Annotated in this window: 15 protein-coding genes and 3 pseudogenes; 13 read left to right on the top strand and 5 right to left on the bottom strand. The window is 70.3% G+C overall.

The annotated features are described in order from the left end of the window. Window positions 1-79: 79 nt before the first annotated feature. Window positions 80-259: pseudogene (locus ACH4K1_RS25255) on the top strand (IS5/IS1182 family transposase); the annotation flags it as partial. 277 nt (window positions 260-536) lie between these two features. On the opposite strand, the gene ACH4K1_RS25250 reads toward ACH4K1_RS25255, so the two are convergent. Then, complete coding sequence (locus tag ACH4K1_RS25250; protein ID WP_398091734.1) at window positions 537-971, bottom strand: hypothetical protein; 435 nt, start codon at window positions 969-971, stop codon at window positions 537-539. A 190-nt stretch (window positions 972-1,161) separates the two neighbouring features. On the opposite strand from ACH4K1_RS25250, the gene ACH4K1_RS25245 reads away from it, so the two are divergent. Further along, window positions 1,162-1,647 carry a MarR family winged helix-turn-helix transcriptional regulator gene (locus ACH4K1_RS25245; protein WP_398091733.1) on the top strand — a complete coding sequence of 162 codons (486 nt, stop codon included), beginning with the start codon at window positions 1,162-1,164 and terminating at the stop codon, window positions 1,645-1,647. 117 nt (window positions 1,648-1,764) lie between these two features. On the opposite strand, the pseudogene ACH4K1_RS25240 reads toward ACH4K1_RS25245, so the two are convergent. From ACH4K1_RS25240 to ACH4K1_RS25230, 3 genes and pseudogenes are all read right to left on the bottom strand, one after another. Beyond that, window positions 1,765-2,079, bottom strand: a pseudogene (locus ACH4K1_RS25240) (IS5/IS1182 family transposase); the annotation flags it as partial. Continuing rightward, window positions 2,028-2,201: pseudogene (locus tag ACH4K1_RS25235) on the bottom strand (RidA family protein); the annotation flags it as partial. The pseudogenes ACH4K1_RS25240 and ACH4K1_RS25235, both read right to left, overlap by 52 nt. A 152-nt stretch (window positions 2,202-2,353) precedes the next feature. Next, complete coding sequence (locus tag ACH4K1_RS25230; protein ID WP_398091732.1) at window positions 2,354-3,811, bottom strand: FAD-dependent monooxygenase; 1,458 nt, start codon at window positions 3,809-3,811, stop codon at window positions 2,354-2,356. Window positions 3,812-3,879: 68 nt separating this feature from the next. Here ACH4K1_RS25230 and ACH4K1_RS25225 point away from each other — a divergent pair, with 68 nt between their 5' ends. The 4 genes from ACH4K1_RS25225 to ACH4K1_RS25210 all read left to right on the top strand — a co-directional run bounded on the left by ACH4K1_RS25225 (window position 3,880) and on the right by ACH4K1_RS25210 (window position 7,330). Continuing rightward, window positions 3,880-4,503 (top strand): TetR/AcrR family transcriptional regulator C-terminal domain-containing protein, encoded by a 624-nt coding sequence (locus ACH4K1_RS25225; protein ID WP_398091731.1) that lies wholly within the window; start codon window positions 3,880-3,882, stop codon window positions 4,501-4,503. 80 nt (window positions 4,504-4,583) lie between these two features. Beyond that, complete coding sequence (locus tag ACH4K1_RS25220; protein ID WP_398091730.1) at window positions 4,584-4,976, top strand: hypothetical protein; 393 nt, start codon at window positions 4,584-4,586, stop codon at window positions 4,974-4,976. 73 nt (window positions 4,977-5,049) lie between these two features. Further along, window positions 5,050-5,256 carry a hypothetical protein gene (locus ACH4K1_RS25215; RefSeq protein WP_398091729.1) on the top strand — a complete coding sequence of 69 codons (207 nt, stop codon included), beginning with the start codon at window positions 5,050-5,052 and terminating at the stop codon, window positions 5,254-5,256. A gap of 883 nt (window positions 5,257-6,139) precedes the next feature. Next, window positions 6,140-7,330: a ricin-type beta-trefoil lectin domain protein gene (locus ACH4K1_RS25210; protein ID WP_398091728.1), complete on the top strand. Its 1,191-nt coding sequence runs from the start codon at window positions 6,140-6,142 to the stop codon at window positions 7,328-7,330. Here ACH4K1_RS25210 and ACH4K1_RS25205 read toward each other — a convergent pair. Next, window positions 7,320-8,333: an XRE family transcriptional regulator gene (locus tag ACH4K1_RS25205; RefSeq protein ID WP_398091727.1), complete on the bottom strand. Its 1,014-nt coding sequence runs from the start codon at window positions 8,331-8,333 to the stop codon at window positions 7,320-7,322. The two genes, ACH4K1_RS25210 and ACH4K1_RS25205, sit on opposite strands and share 11 nt — an antisense overlap. Before the next feature lie 754 nt (window positions 8,334-9,087). On the opposite strand from ACH4K1_RS25205, the gene ACH4K1_RS25200 reads away from it, so the two are divergent. The 7 genes from ACH4K1_RS25200 (at window position 9,088) to ACH4K1_RS25170 (ending at window position 15,607) form a co-directional block, all read left to right on the top strand. Continuing rightward, window positions 9,088-9,912 carry a hypothetical protein gene (locus ACH4K1_RS25200; RefSeq protein WP_398091726.1) on the top strand — a complete coding sequence of 275 codons (825 nt, stop codon included), beginning with the start codon at window positions 9,088-9,090 and terminating at the stop codon, window positions 9,910-9,912. Continuing rightward, window positions 9,875-11,368 (top strand): B12-binding domain-containing radical SAM protein, encoded by a 1,494-nt coding sequence (locus tag ACH4K1_RS25195; RefSeq protein WP_398091725.1) that lies wholly within the window; start codon window positions 9,875-9,877, stop codon window positions 11,366-11,368. The genes ACH4K1_RS25200 and ACH4K1_RS25195 overlap by 38 nt, the downstream gene beginning before the upstream one ends. Next, window positions 11,365-12,006: a dTMP kinase gene (locus tag ACH4K1_RS25190; protein ID WP_398091724.1), complete on the top strand. Its 642-nt coding sequence runs from the start codon at window positions 11,365-11,367 to the stop codon at window positions 12,004-12,006. The genes ACH4K1_RS25195 and ACH4K1_RS25190 overlap by 4 nt, the downstream gene beginning before the upstream one ends. Before the next feature lie 7 nt (window positions 12,007-12,013). Next, window positions 12,014-12,463, top strand: coding sequence for an NUDIX domain-containing protein (locus tag ACH4K1_RS25185; protein WP_398091723.1), 450 nt, complete (start codon window positions 12,014-12,016; stop codon window positions 12,461-12,463). Window positions 12,464-12,753: 290 nt separating this feature from the next. Next, window positions 12,754-12,876, top strand: a complete 123-nt coding sequence (locus ACH4K1_RS25180; protein WP_398091722.1) for a hypothetical protein — start codon at window positions 12,754-12,756, stop codon at window positions 12,874-12,876. Next, window positions 12,873-13,472 (top strand): hypothetical protein, encoded by a 600-nt coding sequence (locus ACH4K1_RS25175; protein WP_398091721.1) that lies wholly within the window; start codon window positions 12,873-12,875, stop codon window positions 13,470-13,472. The genes ACH4K1_RS25180 and ACH4K1_RS25175 overlap by 4 nt, the downstream gene beginning before the upstream one ends. A gap of 167 nt (window positions 13,473-13,639) precedes the next feature. Further along, window positions 13,640-15,607, top strand: a complete 1,968-nt coding sequence (locus tag ACH4K1_RS25170) for an ATP-binding cassette domain-containing protein (RefSeq protein ID WP_398091755.1) — start codon at window positions 13,640-13,642, stop codon at window positions 15,605-15,607. Window positions 15,608-15,824 lie beyond the last annotated feature (217 nt).

Raw genomic sequence — 15,824 nt, 5'->3', positions numbered from 1 at the left:
GCAGTTGGACTGACAACGTGATGAAGCCCCTGGTAGATGGGTTTTCGACCAAGAGAACCGGCTCCCCCAGAGGCTTCACGTGCTTGTCTACCCATCGGGCGTCGACGTGTCCAGTTCCACCCTCCGTTTCCTCACGCAGCAGCTGCGGCTCCACCGCCGTACGATCGGCTCCCGGTGGCGGCGTCTGAGCGCCGGCCGTCAGGCCCTGCTCACCCTCGCCCGACTGCGGGTGGGCTATACCTACGCCCAGCTCGCGGCCGCCGCGCGGTGATCCGTTCCAGCAGCTCGGGATCCATGCACTGGATCGTGGATGGCCGCCTGCCGCCAGCGAGTAGGAACCAGCGAACCGTCCGGCTCTGTCAGACGATCTACTCCGCTGACAACCACCCACGACCAGCGCGAGCACTCCGAGAGCCGGTCACCCCAGACCGTTGACCTGCTGCTTCAGGCTGGCGGAGGCTCACTGGGCCAGCAGCGAGGATCGGGCCGAGCATGCGTGCTGCCCGCATGCCGACCGAGCCGCTGACGAAGGAGTCTCAGTCGACAAGGTCCCTCGCTTCGTAGCCGGCCAGCCCCATGGCAAGCAGGGGCGGTACCAGTGCGTTCAAATACCACGCCGTGTCAATCAGCGCTGGGGCTTCTGAGAGCCCTCGTCGGTCGATCGTCGGGATGAAGGAACAGCGCGATCGGCCAGCATGAAGAAGTAGCTGGCCACCGGTGCCCGCAGCGGAGTGGTAAATGCAGACGCCGACGAGGCAGTTGATGTTGTCTGGTGAATCCACCACGGTCAGGACCGCAGCTGCCTGGTCGGCTGAAGTCGACTGCCAGTCGAACAGATCGTCATTATTGACCATGTAGGAGATCCCAAGCGGCTCCTGCAGCGACCACCCCTCATCGGCCAGAGCTCGCACCACGGCGTCCACTGTGACGGCACGTGCGAACACGAGATCGATGTCGGCGGTCCTGGACATTCGCGGTTCCTGCCGTGGGGCTGGTCGATGTCGGAAGCCTGTCACGCGTTTACATCGGTCATGGAGCGAGGAGGGCACTGTCTGGCTCCGAACATGAGCGAGCGGACGAGCCCACCTGTCGGCCGTCCGGCCCGACTCCTTACCCCAGGGCGCTTGACCTCAAGTCAAGTTGAGTTTCTACGTTCTTCCCATGCCCACTTCGAGCAGCACCTCAGCCCCCTTCGCCCCCTCCCACGACGACGCCGGCCTCATCGCCCAACCCATCGGATACTGGGCCAACGCGGCTGGCCAGGCCGTCGTCCAGAACATCCGGACCGCGCTCGGCGTCCTCGGCCTGACCCAGCCCGCCTGGTGGGTCCTGCACCAACTCAGCGAGCGCCCGAAGGGCTGGGGCCGCGCGGAACTGACCGAGTTCCTCAGCTACTATCCGGGCCCCGACGATGACCTGCCTGGCGACATCGACAGCCTCGTCGCCCGAGGCCTCGTCTTCCAGAACGAGGACGGGCACCTGCTGCGGACCGAGTCGGGCGCGGAGCTGTACTCTCGGGCGGCGGCACGGCAGTCGGAGCTGCGCCGCCAGGTACACGAAGGCATTCCCGACGAAGAGTACGCCCGCACTCTGAAGGTCCTCCAGCGCATGATTCACAACGTGAACGGTGACGCGTGGCACCACTGATCCGAGCCGGGCGGCCCCGGCTCACCGCTCGCGCCGCCCGGTTCCCCGGACCGGTGCCTGTTCAGCATGATCCGCCGGACAGATCTTGGCTGCCCGATCCAAGGCCTGTCCGGCGGATCATGGGCGGAGCCATAAGCGGACTGCCGCTGCGGTGACCGTGCCGTGGAAGACGTAGGCCCTCTTGTCGTAACGGGTGGCGACCGCGCGGGAGTTCTTGAGTCGGTTGATGGTCCGCTCGACCTCGTTGCGCCGCCGGTAGCGGAGTCGGCGACGAGGGCGCGTATCCGGCCGGGAAGGCGTCAGCCGGGGGGCGCGGGGTTGGCGGCGATAACGTCGACCTCGCCGAGGTACTCGGGGGCGAAGAGGGCCGGGACGGTGACGAGGGCGCTGGCGGGTGCGGTGCCGGCACCCTCGCGCAGGGCGGCCAAGACGGGCGGGAGCACCTCGGGGGTGTAGCCAGCGATGTAGATCACCTCCTTGACGATGTCGTCGCGGGTGGCACCGACGGCGGCGAGCGCGGTGGTGATGTTGCGGGCTGGCGGCCTGGGCGGCATGGTCACCGCCGGTGGGGCGGCCGTGGCTGTCCCAGGCGACCTGGCCGGAGAGGTGGACGAGTCGGCGGCCGGTGGTGACGACGAGTTGGCTGATGAGGCCGGGTGCGGCGTGCGGGCCGGGCGGGTCGATGCGCTGGACGGTCACCGGCGGCTCACTTCCGGTGCGTGGTGGCGAGGGCCGCGGCGAGGGCGGTGTCGTTGTGTTCGGCGCCTGCCCAGGCGATGTGGCCGTCGGGGCGGACGAGGACCGCACGGACCTCGGTGAACTCGGCCGGGGGCTGGTACGGCGTGGCGGTGTGGACGTGCAGTGCAGGGTGGGCGTATCCGGCGAGGTGACCACTGCCGGTCAGGTCCAGCAGTAGATACCTGTCGGCGCGCAGCAGCGCGAACAGCCTGGTGTCGCCGAAGGTGAGGTCGGGGGCGCGGGTGCCGGTCAGCGGGTGGGCGTCGGGGGTGGTGGGCGGGTAGGTGACGGCGAGGGAGCTGACCTGGGCGGCCAGGCGGTCGTTGAGGTCGGGCAGGGTGCTGATCAGCCGGGCGAGCAGGCCGCGCAGGTCCAGACCCTCGGGGGTGAAGGCGGTCATCAGGGCGACCTGGGCGCGGCTGATGGCGGTGAGGTCGGCGCCGACGGGGTGGCGTTCGGCGTGGTAGCTGTCCAGCAGGCCCTCGGGGGCCCAGCCGTTGAGCGTGGCGGCGAGCTTCCAGGCGAGGTTGGCGGCGTCCTGGATGCCGACGTTCATGCCGACGCCGCCAGCGGGGAAGTGCTGGTGGGCGGCGTCCCCGGCGAGGAAGACGCGGCCCGCGCGGTACCGGTCGGCGAGGCGGGTGGCGTTGCCGTAGCGGGAGAGCCAAACCGGGTCGCGCATGCCGAAGTCGGTGCTCGCCATGGAGATGACGTTCTCGCGCAGTTCGGCCAGGGTGAGGTCGCCGGGCCAGGTGGTGGTCAGGTCGCGGGGGGTGACGCCGACCAGGCGGTGGATGCCGCCGGGCATGGGGACGGCCATGAGGGTGCCGGCGGGGCCGAAGTAGCTGTAGCCGGGAGCGGGCGGGTTGTCCAGGACCACGTCGCCGAGCCAGCCCAGCACGGTGGACGGGGTGCCGGAGTAGTCGATGCCGGCAGCGGTGCGCACGGCGCTGCGGGCGCCGTCACAGCCGACCAGGTAGGCCGCCTGGAGGGTGGAGGGCCCGTGCGGTCCGGCGGTGTGCACGGCGATGTGGTCGGGGTGCTCGGTGAAGCCGGTGACCTCGTGCCCGCGCCAGATGTCTGCCCCCAGGTCGGCGGCCTGACCTTCCAGCAGTGCCTCGGTGCGCTCCTGGGGCAGGGCGAGGGTGTAGGGGAAGGGGCTGGGCAGGCGGCGGAAGTCGAGCCGGGCGTCGAGGACGCCGAAGTGGCCGCCGGGCAGCGGTATGCCCTCGCTGATGAAGGGCTGGTGCACCCCGCGGGAGGCGAAGGTCTCGATGGTGCGGGGGTGCACGGTCAGGGCGCGGGAGCGGGGGTCGCGCTCGGTGCGCGGCTCGATGACGGCGACGGTGACGCCCGCCCTGCGCAGTTCACCGGCGAGCCACAGGCCCACGGGGCCGGCACCTGCGACAACAACCTGGTAGTTCATGATCTTCCACTTCCTCGACACAACTCTTGGTCGGTGACCAACTGTTTGTGATGCAGTAAACTAGGTCAGTGACCAAGAATCAAATGGGGGAAGAACCCGCGGGCCAACTCACCCGCACCGCCGTGATCGCCGCCGCCCTCCACGTACTGGACGAGCGCGGCCTGGACGGCCTGTCCACCCGTGCGGTCGCCGACCGCCTCGGCGTACGCATGAACACCGTGCTGTGGCACGTGAAGACCAAGGCCCGGATGCTGGAACTGATGGCCGACGCCGTCCTCGCCGGCATCCGCTACGAGGACCTGCCCGACACCGCCCTGGACCGGGCCCGCGAACTCGCCGCCCGCTACCGCCGCACCCTGCTCGCCCACCGCGACGGCGCCGCCCTGGTCACCGGCACCTACCCGGCCGAACCGCACACGCTCCGCTTCGCCGACCACCTGGTCGACGCGCTCCTGAAAGCTGGCACCGACGAGCAGCAGGCGGCCTGGACCGCCTGGACGATCACCTACTTCACCCTCGGCCTGACCCAGGAGGAACAGGCCGCCCCCGAGGAGAGCGACGAAAGGCTCACCCGCGCCGTCGACCCCGAAACGCACCCGGCGCTGCAACGGGCCCTACCCCACCTCCGGCAGAACTTCGAGGAGCGCTTCACCTTCGGCCTGGACGCGGTCCTCTTCCGCATCCGCGCATGACAGCCCGCCCGAGCCGCCCGGCGGCCCGAACCCGACCGAAAAGCACCCGCAGCCCGGTGATCTCGGGGGACAGTGCGGAAGTGACCACGACTTCGGACGCTCCGACTCCTGTACGGCCTGCTCGCCGCCGCCGTCACGCCCGTCTGATCGCCGCGCCGACGACGCCGATCGGGGTGTGTGCGGAGGCGGCGGGGGAGGTGTACGGGCCGATCGCCGCTGTCCCGCCCGCCCAGGAGGGCGTGGCGGTGGAGATGCTGACGTGCACCCGGGCCGCGCTGACCGCGCCGCTGCTGCTGGACATGGTCCACTCCGAGGAAGATGCCCGCCGGCCGGACGAGGTCGTACGGGAAGAGGCGGCGTCCCGGCGGACGTACGCGGCCCGGTGCGCGCCGGCCGACGCCCACGACGCGGTGCACCTCCCGGCCCGGGCCGGGGCCCGGTGCCGCTGCCCACCGCCGGGCAGGGCGCCGTGATGGACCTGGTGGGCGCGGGGGGGGCGAGGCCGCCGCCCGCTGGCGCGAGGACCCGGCAGAAGCCGCCGCCCTGGTGCGGGAGCTGAGGGCCGGCGGCGAGCTGACCATCGAGGAAGTCCTGGACCAGGCGGTGGACGCCGCGGTGGTATGCGGGCTGCCGGCGCTGGCCCAGGCCCGTACCGCCGCCACGTCCGACCCGAGCACAGCGGCCGAGCTGTGCCTGACCGCCGTACCCCACCTCGCGCTCGCCGTCACCCTGGCCAGCGCCGACCTCGACTGACGGACCGCCCGTTGCGGCCGGGGACGGCGAGCGGGGGTGTCCCGGGCGCGGTCAGGCGGGCGACCGATGCACCTGCGGCGGCGAGCACGGCGAGGGTATCGGCGTCGGTGCTGGTGTCGGTCATCCCCCCCCCCCCCCGGACAAGCGGTCTTCGTCGGCGGGGCCGTCGCTCAACTCGACCCGGGCCCCAGAGCTGAAACCGGCGCGGGGTGCCGCCAGCGGGGCGCAGTTCGAGGGTGGCAGTGGTGGGTACGGCGATCTCGTCGTGGGCGAGGAGCCAGGCGGTGATGGCGGAGCGGGTGAAGGTGGGGTAGGTGGGGGCGCCGCTGGCGGGAGTGGGGAAGACGGGGTGGCGGCATCGCCAGTTGACGATGGTGGCGCGGCCGACACCGGCGATCCGGGCGGCCTCCGCCAGGAGCACGGCATCCTCTGCGGGCGGGGTGGGGGCGAGGGCAACGACCAGCGGGCAGGGTTCCGACGCGGTCGGCGGAGGTCGGCACGGGGGAGCCCTTCGATCGACGCCGAGCCGGCCACACCGGGGGCCATTGACGGTGACCGGCTGTGCTGCACAGGGAAGGACCGCATCCACCTGCGGGCCATGAAGCGTCGCAGCCCAGTGCAGGGCGAAGCGGGAGACCGACTGCCGCGTCTACGCGTTCGGAGCCCGCACGTTGTGCCTATATCCGACCGCTGTTTCGACAGTCCGGCGGGCGTAATCTCCCGCCAGATCGGCAAAGATCACCATTACTTTGTGTAGTGATCTCGTTACCCTGTATGGTCCGCAGGGAAATCCTTCATGTGCTTCTCCGTTCCTCGTTCAGTTGGCGCAATTCCCCGCGACCGGGGAATCCCCGCCCTTCGCCGCTCTTGCTGAGGATCCCGCATGCCACATCTTCCACGCCGCTTCGTCTGGCCGGCTATTGTCGTCGCGCTCCTGCCGTTTTCCGGCATGTCCGCCGAGATCTCGACGGCCGCGGCCGCACCCTCGGCTGTGGGCAGCCAGGTCAGGTCCGGCCAGACTCCTGGCGCCTACTCGGACTGGCGCTTCAACACCAGCAGCGCCGTGACGGACGTCGACTTCCGAAACACCGTCGTGACCACTCCGGGGCATGGCGACGTGTTCTGGGCGAACCAGTTCGAGTTCAATGGGAACACTTCCTACATCGGCTTCCAGCTCGCCAAGCAGAACGACGGGCAGTTCCTCTGGTCGACCTGGGCCGACAGCGACCTCCAGTTCAAGGACGGAACCGAGGGATCACACTGTTGGAACAGCGGCGGTGAGGGGCAGCACTTGCAGTGCTCCAACAATGCCGTCAACCACGGCCGCCCGATCACCGGGCACACGTACGCGTTCCACGTGGAGATCAATCCCTTGACGCACTGGGCCAAGGCCACCGTGACCGACGAGACGGCGAACACCAGCTTCGTCCTCGGTGAGGCCCTGCTGCCGAAGTCGTCGCAGATCAACTCGAGTTGGACAAGCTGGGTGGAGTACTGGGACTGGAACAACTCCTACTACGTCTGTAACGACAACGCGTACGCCAAGAACCGGTGGGGGAAGATGACCGCCAACAAGGGCACTCTCACCGCCGAAAACACGGGGACGTCGACCAGCGGCACCTGCCAGGACATGGTCCAGCAGCAGAAGCAGGCCGACGGTACCCTGATTACCGAGACCGGACTCGGTCAGTCCGCCCGCTGGCCCCTGCGCTTCGCCAACGGCGGCTGCCTGGACCGCGGTGGCCGCAACCTGAAGATGATCACCTACTACTGCTCCCTCACCCCTAACAACAACCAGCTGTTCGTCTTCGCCCGCGACGGCAGCCTCCACACCGCGCAGGGCGGCGAATGTCTGCAGGGTTCCTCGCAGTCCGGCGCCGGCGTCGATCTCTACGGCTGTACCGGTGACCTGTCTTCCCAGAAGTGGACGTACGACACCCAGCGCAAGGCCATCGTCAATGCCAAGGGCTGGGCTCTGACGTCCAGTCCGCCGGTAAGCGGAGGCGATGCCCTTGTGACTGCACGGCCCTACGACGGGAGTTCCGAGCAGTTGATCGCCCCCGTCACGGACTAGGGCCTGTCCGGGCGAGGAGTTCGGGAACTCCCTGCGCGCTGGCGAAGGGTTCGAACGCGGGGGTGAGATCGCAGACGAGTTTCACACACCGTGGTGCGCCGATCCGCAGTGCCAGATCGAGGGCCTCGGTCGCCGCAGCGGCAGTCTGCTCCGGCTCCCCCAGTTCCAGGTAGGACCGGGCCTGACAGGTCTGGAAGACGCCGTACGTTTTGATGCGGGCCGGGGGAAGCTCCCCCTGCCCCTCACGGATGAGCTGGTGAGCTCGGCGGGTGTCGCCGAGATCCAGCAGCGCCTGGCCGGAGTCTACGGCGACATCGGCGGTGGAATGCCGGCTGCACCACGAGGGGATCGGGTCAGCGGCCGGTGTGCCCAGGAGGTTCTCGGCAGCGGTCAGCGCCCGCAGGGTGCCCTTGCGGTCGCCCAGGGCGGCGAGTGCACGGGCCAGGCGCAGTTGGAGAAGGGGCTGCGCCGCCGGGTGCCGGGCCCGGCTCAGCGCGCGGCGCAGCAGGTCTGCCGCGGTGGCCGGGCGGCTGCGCCAGGACGCCTGGTAGGCCAGGTCGCTCAACAGGCCGGCGCCCGTGTCGACGTCGCCGAGCTCGTGTGTGCTGTGGAGGCCACCGATCCAGAACCGGACGGCCTCGGCGTGCCGGCTCAAGTCGAAGCGGTGCCAGCCGGCTTCCGAAGCGAGCTTGGCGGCCAGGACGTGGAGGCGTGCCATGTCACGGGTGCCGTGGTTTCGCTCGTCGAGGAGGTCGGTGACGGACTGGAGCAAGGCCTCCAGCACGGAAATGGTACGCACCCGGTTCTCGGTGGCCCGATTCGTGAAAAGCGCTGTCGCCTCCTCCAGGCGACCGGTCTCGTCACCATCGACGAGACCGGCGGCGTCGGACAGTTCCGGTTGTGCCGTGGCGGTGTGGCTGGGCTGGGCCCAGGCCCCGGCCAGGGCGAGCAGGGCGGTGCTGGAGACGGCGGATACGACGAGGCGGCGCCGGGCGTGGTCCACGGTGGCCTGGAATGCCTCTCGCAGTGCTGGGACGGTGTTTGCGGGCCCGGGTTCCACCACGCCGGCGGTGGCTCCCGGCAGCCAGTGCGGCCAGGGTCGGGGGCGACCACGTGAGCGGGGAGACCCAGCGCTTCGGCGATGTAGGCCTGGGAGACGGGGTCGGGCTTCGCGCCCTCCACTTCCCATTTCCACACACGCTGCTTGTCGGCACCGCTGCGCAGCCCTCGGCGCTCTGCGGCGGCGCGGATCCCGTGAGCGAGGTCGACACCGGTCATCCCGCGCGCGGAGCGCGCCGCTACGAGGGGATGTGTTCTCTCAGCCGCCTCTTCATGAAATCAGCAGCCGGCATTTCGCGCGCGGGCAACGGCAAAGCGGGACTACCGCGGGACTACCGCCAACTGCTTTGCACAGGCGCTCTCTTGCTCGACACTCGGTCAACCGGGCGAACGCCGGGGTATGTGCGGCGGCGCTTCTTCTCCCCCAGGTCTCCACTCATACCGCGGCGAAATTCGGGCCGCACCGCGTCCGTACGGGCCACCGCCCGGACCAGCCCCCTGTCGGCCTCACACCGCGCACATGCCGCCCGCATCGCATCACCAAGGAAGGGATTGACGGATGACTTTGTCGCCACCAGCCCGTGCCAGCCGGCTGATCGTACACAGGGCCTATCGGGTTACGGATTGTCCAACCGGTACAGATGGCACGGCCTTTCGCGGCAGGGTGGGGGCACTGACCCATCGCGAGGAGTTCACCCATGAGCGCCGTTCTGACCACCGACCATCCGGCCTGGGGCACGTGTCCCGACGGCCGCTACGTACGAGCCCTACGCAGTGCGAGCGGCCTGTGGTGGGCGTCGTGGGGGCAGCATGAGTTGGAACTGTCCTGCCTGGAGGGGTCAGAGGACGACAAGCCGGTCGCTGTCACGACGGAGCCGGCCGCGTTGCCGCAGAGTGTGCCGAGTGGCCTGCGGGAAGGGCTGGTGAACCTCGGCTTGACAAGGCGGCTCGCCAACCCCTGGCTGTGGGACGCGATCACCACGGCGATCCTGCGGCAGGTCGTACGGGCCGCCCAGGCCCGTCACCTCTACCGCACCTGGTGCCGCACCTACGGCACTGCGGTCCACACACCGACCGGGCAGCTGTACGTGGCGCCCGAGCCCGATCGTGTACTGGAGCTCGACGACGACGAGTTCGCCACCGTGGGGGTGAAGTTCCACCGCACCGCCCTGCGCGCGGCCGCCGCCGCCTACCTCGAACAGAGCGAGTCCTGGCAGAGCCTCCCGCCCGCCGAACTCATCCCTGCACTGATTTCAGTGCCCCGGATCGGCCCGTGGACGGCGTCCGCGGCCGCCTGCGACTTCACCGGCGACTTCACCCACTACCCGCACGCCGACCTTGCCGTACGCACCTGGGCGGCCCGGATCGCCCCGGACCATCCCTGGCCGCAGACCGAGAAGGTCTTCGGCACCTACTGGCGCAACCTCGCGCCCACCGAGCGCGATCTGCACACGCTGACCGTGACCACACTCACCTGGGGGGCCCATGCCCGAACAGCCCAGCACATCGTTACGCGACCATGAGTACGTCGCCGGCCTCGACCCCGACCGCACGGTCGACGCCATATTCGTCAACGCGCCGCTGCGCGACTACACGCTGCGGCCCCGCGTCAACGACTACACCCTGCCCGTCCTCGGCCTCGGCTACATCGCCACTTATGCCAAGGCCCAGGGTTTCAACGTCGGTGTGCTGGACGCCGAGGCTCACGGGCTCGGTATCCAGCACACCGCGCGGATCGTCAACGCGCTGATCCCCCGGTGGGCCGGGTTCAACCTGCTGGCCCCCACCTACCGGATCTCCGCCGAGATCTGCTCGCTGCTGGATCCGCAGATCCTCGTCATGGCCGGCGGCCACCACGCCAAGGCCGCACCCGACCTGGTCCTGGACGACGAGCGGTTTGGCCGCCTGGCCGCCCTGATCATCGGCGAAGGCGAGACCCGGGTGGCCGCGCTCCTCGACGACACGGGCCGCCGCACCGAACTGCCCCAGGTGATGTGGCGCGACCACCTGCTGAACACCACCGGCATCGGCATCCCCCAGGGCGACCGGCACCGGTGGCTGTCCCCCGACATCGACACTCTGCCGTTCGTCGACCGGTCCTTCCTCCCCCAGGACCCCTACCGGGCCGAGGACGGACGTCTGGAGGCGAACCTGGTGTGCTCACGCGGCTGCCCGTACGAGTGCGGGTTCTGCGGCGCCGCCGCGTCGATGAACCCCGACGTACGCATCCGCACCCGCGACCCCCGCAACATCATCGAGGAGATGGACCTCCTCAACGCCCAGTACGGCACGACGGCCTTCCGCGCTGTGGACGACCTGTTCCTCGGCGCCCGCCGCGTCATCCACCACGCCATGGGCGCCTTCACCGAAGCCCGGATCGGTGAGCGCTACACGTGGGACGCCACCGGCCGGATCAACGTCCTGCACCGGGAGGACGACCAGACCCTGGCCACGCTGGCCGCCAACGGGCTGCGGGAAGTGGCCCTCGGTATCGAGTCCGGTTCGGAGCGCATCCTGCGGAGGATGGACAAGCGGATCACCCCGCAGATGACGCACACCGTCACCCGGCGCCTCCTGGAGCACGGCGTCAACGTCAAGGGCTACTTCATCCTCGGCTACCCCGGCGAGAGCCGGGCCGACGCCCAGGACACCACCGCCCACATCCGCTCCCTGTGGGCGCTGTCCGACCGGCTCCCGGGCACCTTCCGGGCCAGCGTGTTCACCTTCCGCCCCTACCCGGGCTCCCCGGTCTGGGCGGACCTGGTGGCCCAGGGCTACGACCCCGAACAGATGCAGGACTACACCGACGTCGACCTCACCGACCACGGAGCCGACGAGGCGATGCGCGGCCGCGACGAGTTCAACTTCACCACCGGTCTCCAGTTCGGCGAGGTTCCGCTCGCCGAACTCAACGGGCACCTGGCTGACCTCTCGCGGGAGCAGTTCCACCGCAACCACGCCCAGAAGGCCGCAGCATGAGCACCAGGGGCGGCATGCTCATCACCCTGGACGGGCCCGGAGGCGTGGGGAAGTCCACCGCCATCGCCGCGACCCAGCGGGCTCTCACCGCGGACGGCCGCACGGTCCACACTGCGACGCAGCCCTCCGCGGCACCTTTCGGGCAGGCCGTGCGCGCCGTCGCCCAGTCCATGCGGGGCCGGGCCCTGGCTCTGGCCGTCGCCGCGGACCGGCTGCACCAACTGGAGACGGAGGTACGGCCGGCGCTGGCCGCAGGACGGACCGTACTGCTCGACCGCTATCTCCCCTCCACCCTGGTCCTCCAGCGCGCCGACGGTGTGCCCGTCGAGGACCTGCTGGCCATGAACGCCGGCGTCGACGTGCCGGACCTGTCGGTGATCCTGTTCGCGCGGGCCGACACGGTCCTGCGCCGGCTCGCCCACCGCGGCACCCGCCACCGGTTCGAGACCGACCCCGCCAACGCCCAGCGGGAGATCGACCTCTACCGGGAGGCGATCCCTCACCTGGAGCGGCTCGGCTACCGCATCCTGACCGTCGACGCCACCGATCTCACCCCCAAGGAGGTCGCGGGCACGATCGTCAGCGCCCTCTCCTCCCTTCCCGCTACCGTCGTCAACCCGACCACCCCCACGCGTTAGAGAGCACATGAACCCCCCCGTGAAGCCGATCATCGACGTCCACGTCATCGTCCGCGCCGGTGAGAAGCTGCTACTGTCCCAGCGCGGAGGCCCCTACGGACATGGGCAGTGGCACGCCCCCTCGGGCAAGCTCGACCCCGATGAGAAGCCCGCCGTCGGAGCCGCGCGCGAACTGAAGGAGGAGACCGCCCTGGACGTCGATCCGGACTCACTCACCCTGCTGCACACGGTCATCCACCATCAGGGCGACGGAACCCCCGACCGGATCGGCTTCTTCTACGAGGCCACCGAATTCTCCGGAGACCCGGTGAACCGGGAGCCGGACAAGTGCCTGGCCCTGGAGTGGTTCGCCGAGCACGACCTCCCCAACGAGCTCATCCCGTACCCGGCCGCCGGGCTCCAGGGCAGCCTCACCGACCCCGGCGGCCTGACCTACCACAACTGGCCCGCCGACTAAGAGCTTCACCCGGCCGGCCCGCCCCCGGACTCCAGCACGATCCGCCCTCCGGACAGTTCGACCCGGCCGATCGTGCAGACCCACCGATCACCGCCACGCGCAGAGCGACACGGCGGTATGCGGCATGCCCCGACACATCCGCGCCTGTGCGCCACTGCGCACGCCCGAACGAAGGCGGCCCATGCCAAGACCCGCCACCACCCGCTTCGTGGCCGGCTCCCCCGGTGCCCGAATCCGCACACCCTCCCCCGCCGGGCGGTGCCCGGTTCGGGGCCGATTCCGTCCGCCGGGTGATCGGCTACTGCAGCAGCGCCTTGAACAGCCTGATCTCCCTCGTCGCGGCCGCCGGTGTCCTGACCGTCCTGCACTCGCTGTTGCTGTTTCTGATGAAGGGCGCAGGTGAGGCTCGGTGAGCGTTGCCGACGAGAAGGCGAAGCCCCCCGTGTGGTCGAGGCAGGCCTTCCGGTTCCTGCTCGGCAGTGAGGCGGTGACCCTGTCCGGGTCGGCGGTGAGCGTCGTCGCTCTGCCTGCGCTGGCCCTATGGGAGCTGCGTGCGTCGGCCAGCGAGGTTGCCGTGCTCGCGTTCCTCGGCAGCCTTCCGAACGCGGTCGCGCTGTGGGCCGGGGCCCTGTCCGACCGGCACCCCAAGAAGCCCCAGCTGATCGTCTCGGAGCTGGCGGCCGCCGGCGCGCTGATGACCGTCCCGGCCGCCGCGGGGGCCGGGGTGCTCACCGTTTGGCGGCTGTGCGCGGTCGCGGTCGTCCTCGGGGCGGCCAAGGTGGTGCACGACGCCGCGGCGATCAGCCTCCTGCCCGCCATCGTCGATCCGGATCAGCTCCAGGACGCGAACGCGCGGCTCGGAGCGGCGTCCTCGGTACCCAGCGACGAGGGCTCGCCGACAGCCGATCTCCGCAGGGACGGAATGGCGGCGTTTCGGCCAACCTCCCCCGAGTCGCGCGTCCTTGTGCGGCAAGGGTCGGTGCACTGCGCACGCTCGGAAATCCGCTGAATCACAGGGCGCGCAAGGCGTCCGAAAGGAACAGGTGCTCGAAATCGTGCGGCGTCGTTGAGCACGGAGACACCACCGCCACGTCCACGAGGGGGAACACATTGACGTCAGTCGAATCCGGCAGCGACGAGACCGCGAGCGGCCCGAGGACCGAGAGCACGGACAGCATCTCCGACGCCGAGCGGGAGCTGTACGGGGGCCGGCTGCGCTACGACCAGTCCTACACCCGCCATGAAGGCCCTTTGACCCGGCTGAAGTTCGGGCACATGGCGGCCGCGCTGCCGCGCATGGTGGGCATGGTGCTGCGCACCGGCTGGAAGGCGGACCGGCGCGCGCTGATGGGGGTCGTGGCGGCCGAGCTCGGGCAGGGCGTCACTGCCGGGTGGGGGCTGGTGGCGGTCAACGGCGTCCTCGCGCAGCTGTTCGCCGACGGCCCGACCGTGGACAAGCTCCGCGACGCCCTGCCGTCCCTGGTGGCGCTCGCCGTCGCGGCAGTGGCCGGCGCCGTTCTGTCGGCATGGTCGACGGCCATGTCCGGCCGGCTGGAGCCCCAGGTGGAGCGAGCGGTCTCCGCGCGGTACTACACGGCCGTCACCCAGGTGGAGGTGGAAGCCACCGAAAAGCCTGAGGTCCAGCGGATCCTGGAGGCGGGAAAGTTCGGTACGGACTCGGCCCGCCGCATGCTGGGGCTGTCGGTCGGCGTCGGCAACGTCGTGATCGGCATGGCCGCGGCCGCGGTCGTGCTCGCCGCGCTGCACCCGGTACTGCTGCCCATGCTGCTGGCGATCGCTCTGCCCAAGGGGTGGGGCGCGGTCCGCTCGGCGCGCCGCGACTACCTCTCCCGGATGAACTGGGTCGACCACCGCAGGGCGATCGCGTCCCTGCTGGCCTACTTGACTCGTCCGCACGCCGCGGGTGAGCTCCGCGTACACGCCGCCGGAGCGAAGCTGCTCTCCAGTTACGAGGAGATGTCCCGGCAGACGGAAGCCGAGCAGCGTCGTCTGGCCCGGGCCCAGGCGTCCACGGACCTGGTCGCGGGCGGATTCGCCGGTATGGCGTCGCTGGCCTGCTACGGGGCGCTGTGGTGGCTGCTGTCGACCGGCGGTCTGCCGCTCGCGGTCGGTGGGACGGCGGTGATCGCCATCCGTACGTCGACGGCGCGGCTGACGTCGCTGGTGCAGCAGGTCAACCGGCTGTACGAGGAGCTGCTGCTCCTCACCGATACCGAGGACGCCGTCAAGGTGGCGGGGGAGAACGCGATCCCCCTCGCCGGTGCCCCGCTGCCCGCGCCGGTGCGGGAGGTGAGGACGTCGGTGGTCTCGTACACCTACCCGGGCGCAGACGGCCCCTCCCTGAAGGGCGTGAGCGTGCGCGTACCGCGGGGCGAGGTGACCGCGCTGGTGGGCGCGAACGGGTCGGGGAAGACCACCCTCACCAAGGTGCTGGCCGGACTGCTGCTCCCCACCGAGGGGACCGTGGACTGGGTGGGCGAGTCGGGCGCCCACGTCGAGCTGCGCGAAGCTGACCGCGCCGAGATCTTCGCCCACGTCGGCCTGCTGGCACAGGACTTCCCTCGCTGGGAGATGACGGCGGCCGCGAACGTCGCCATCGGCGCCGGTGACCGTCCCCGGGACATGGACCGCGTCCGCCAGGCCGCCGGTGAGGCCGATGTGCTTGAACTGGTCGAGGGCCTGCCGCACGGTTGGGACTCGATCGTGTTCAAGGGCTTCGAGCGCGGTGTCCAGCTCTCGGGCGGCCAGTGGCAGAAGCTGGGGACAGCTCGCACCAGGTACCGGCAGGCGCCGTTCCTGCTGGTCGACGAGCCGACCAGTGCCCTCGACCCTCACTCGGAGATCGCTGCGTTCGAGGGGTTGTGGTCCCTCGCCGAGGAGGGGCACGCGGTCGTGCTCGTCACCCACCGCCTCGCCGCGACCATGAACGCCGACCACATCTACGTCCTCGATCAGGGCAGCGTCATCGAGGACGGCACCCACGCGGACCTCATGGCCATCGAGGGCGGCCGGTATCAGGGGATGTTCGCCGCCCAGGCCGCGCAGTACGGGATCGCGGCGGCATCCGACGGCGTTCCCGCCCCCCGCGGTGCGCAGCAGTCCGGCCACCGGACGGCGAGCTGATCCACCCGAGCGCCCAGCTTCCCTCAGCCTGCCCACCACACCGTGCTCACGGCTTCGAAGGCGAGACGACGGCCATGTCCCCCAGCTCCACCGCGATCCACAGAACCGCCGAGGCGCACCTCGGCCGGGGCCCGGGCGAGTGGGAAGCCCTGGCCGGGCTCCACGTCATGCCGTTCCCGGAAGACCCCTTCTGAACCCGCGGGAGACACCTCCGCTC

The organism is Streptomyces sp. NPDC017448 (assembly GCF_044330565.1).
GTDB lineage: Bacteria > Actinomycetota > Actinomycetes > Streptomycetales > Streptomycetaceae > Streptomyces.
Note: the sequence above shows the minus strand (reverse complement) of the source record. Positions and strands in the feature narration are given on the sequence as shown.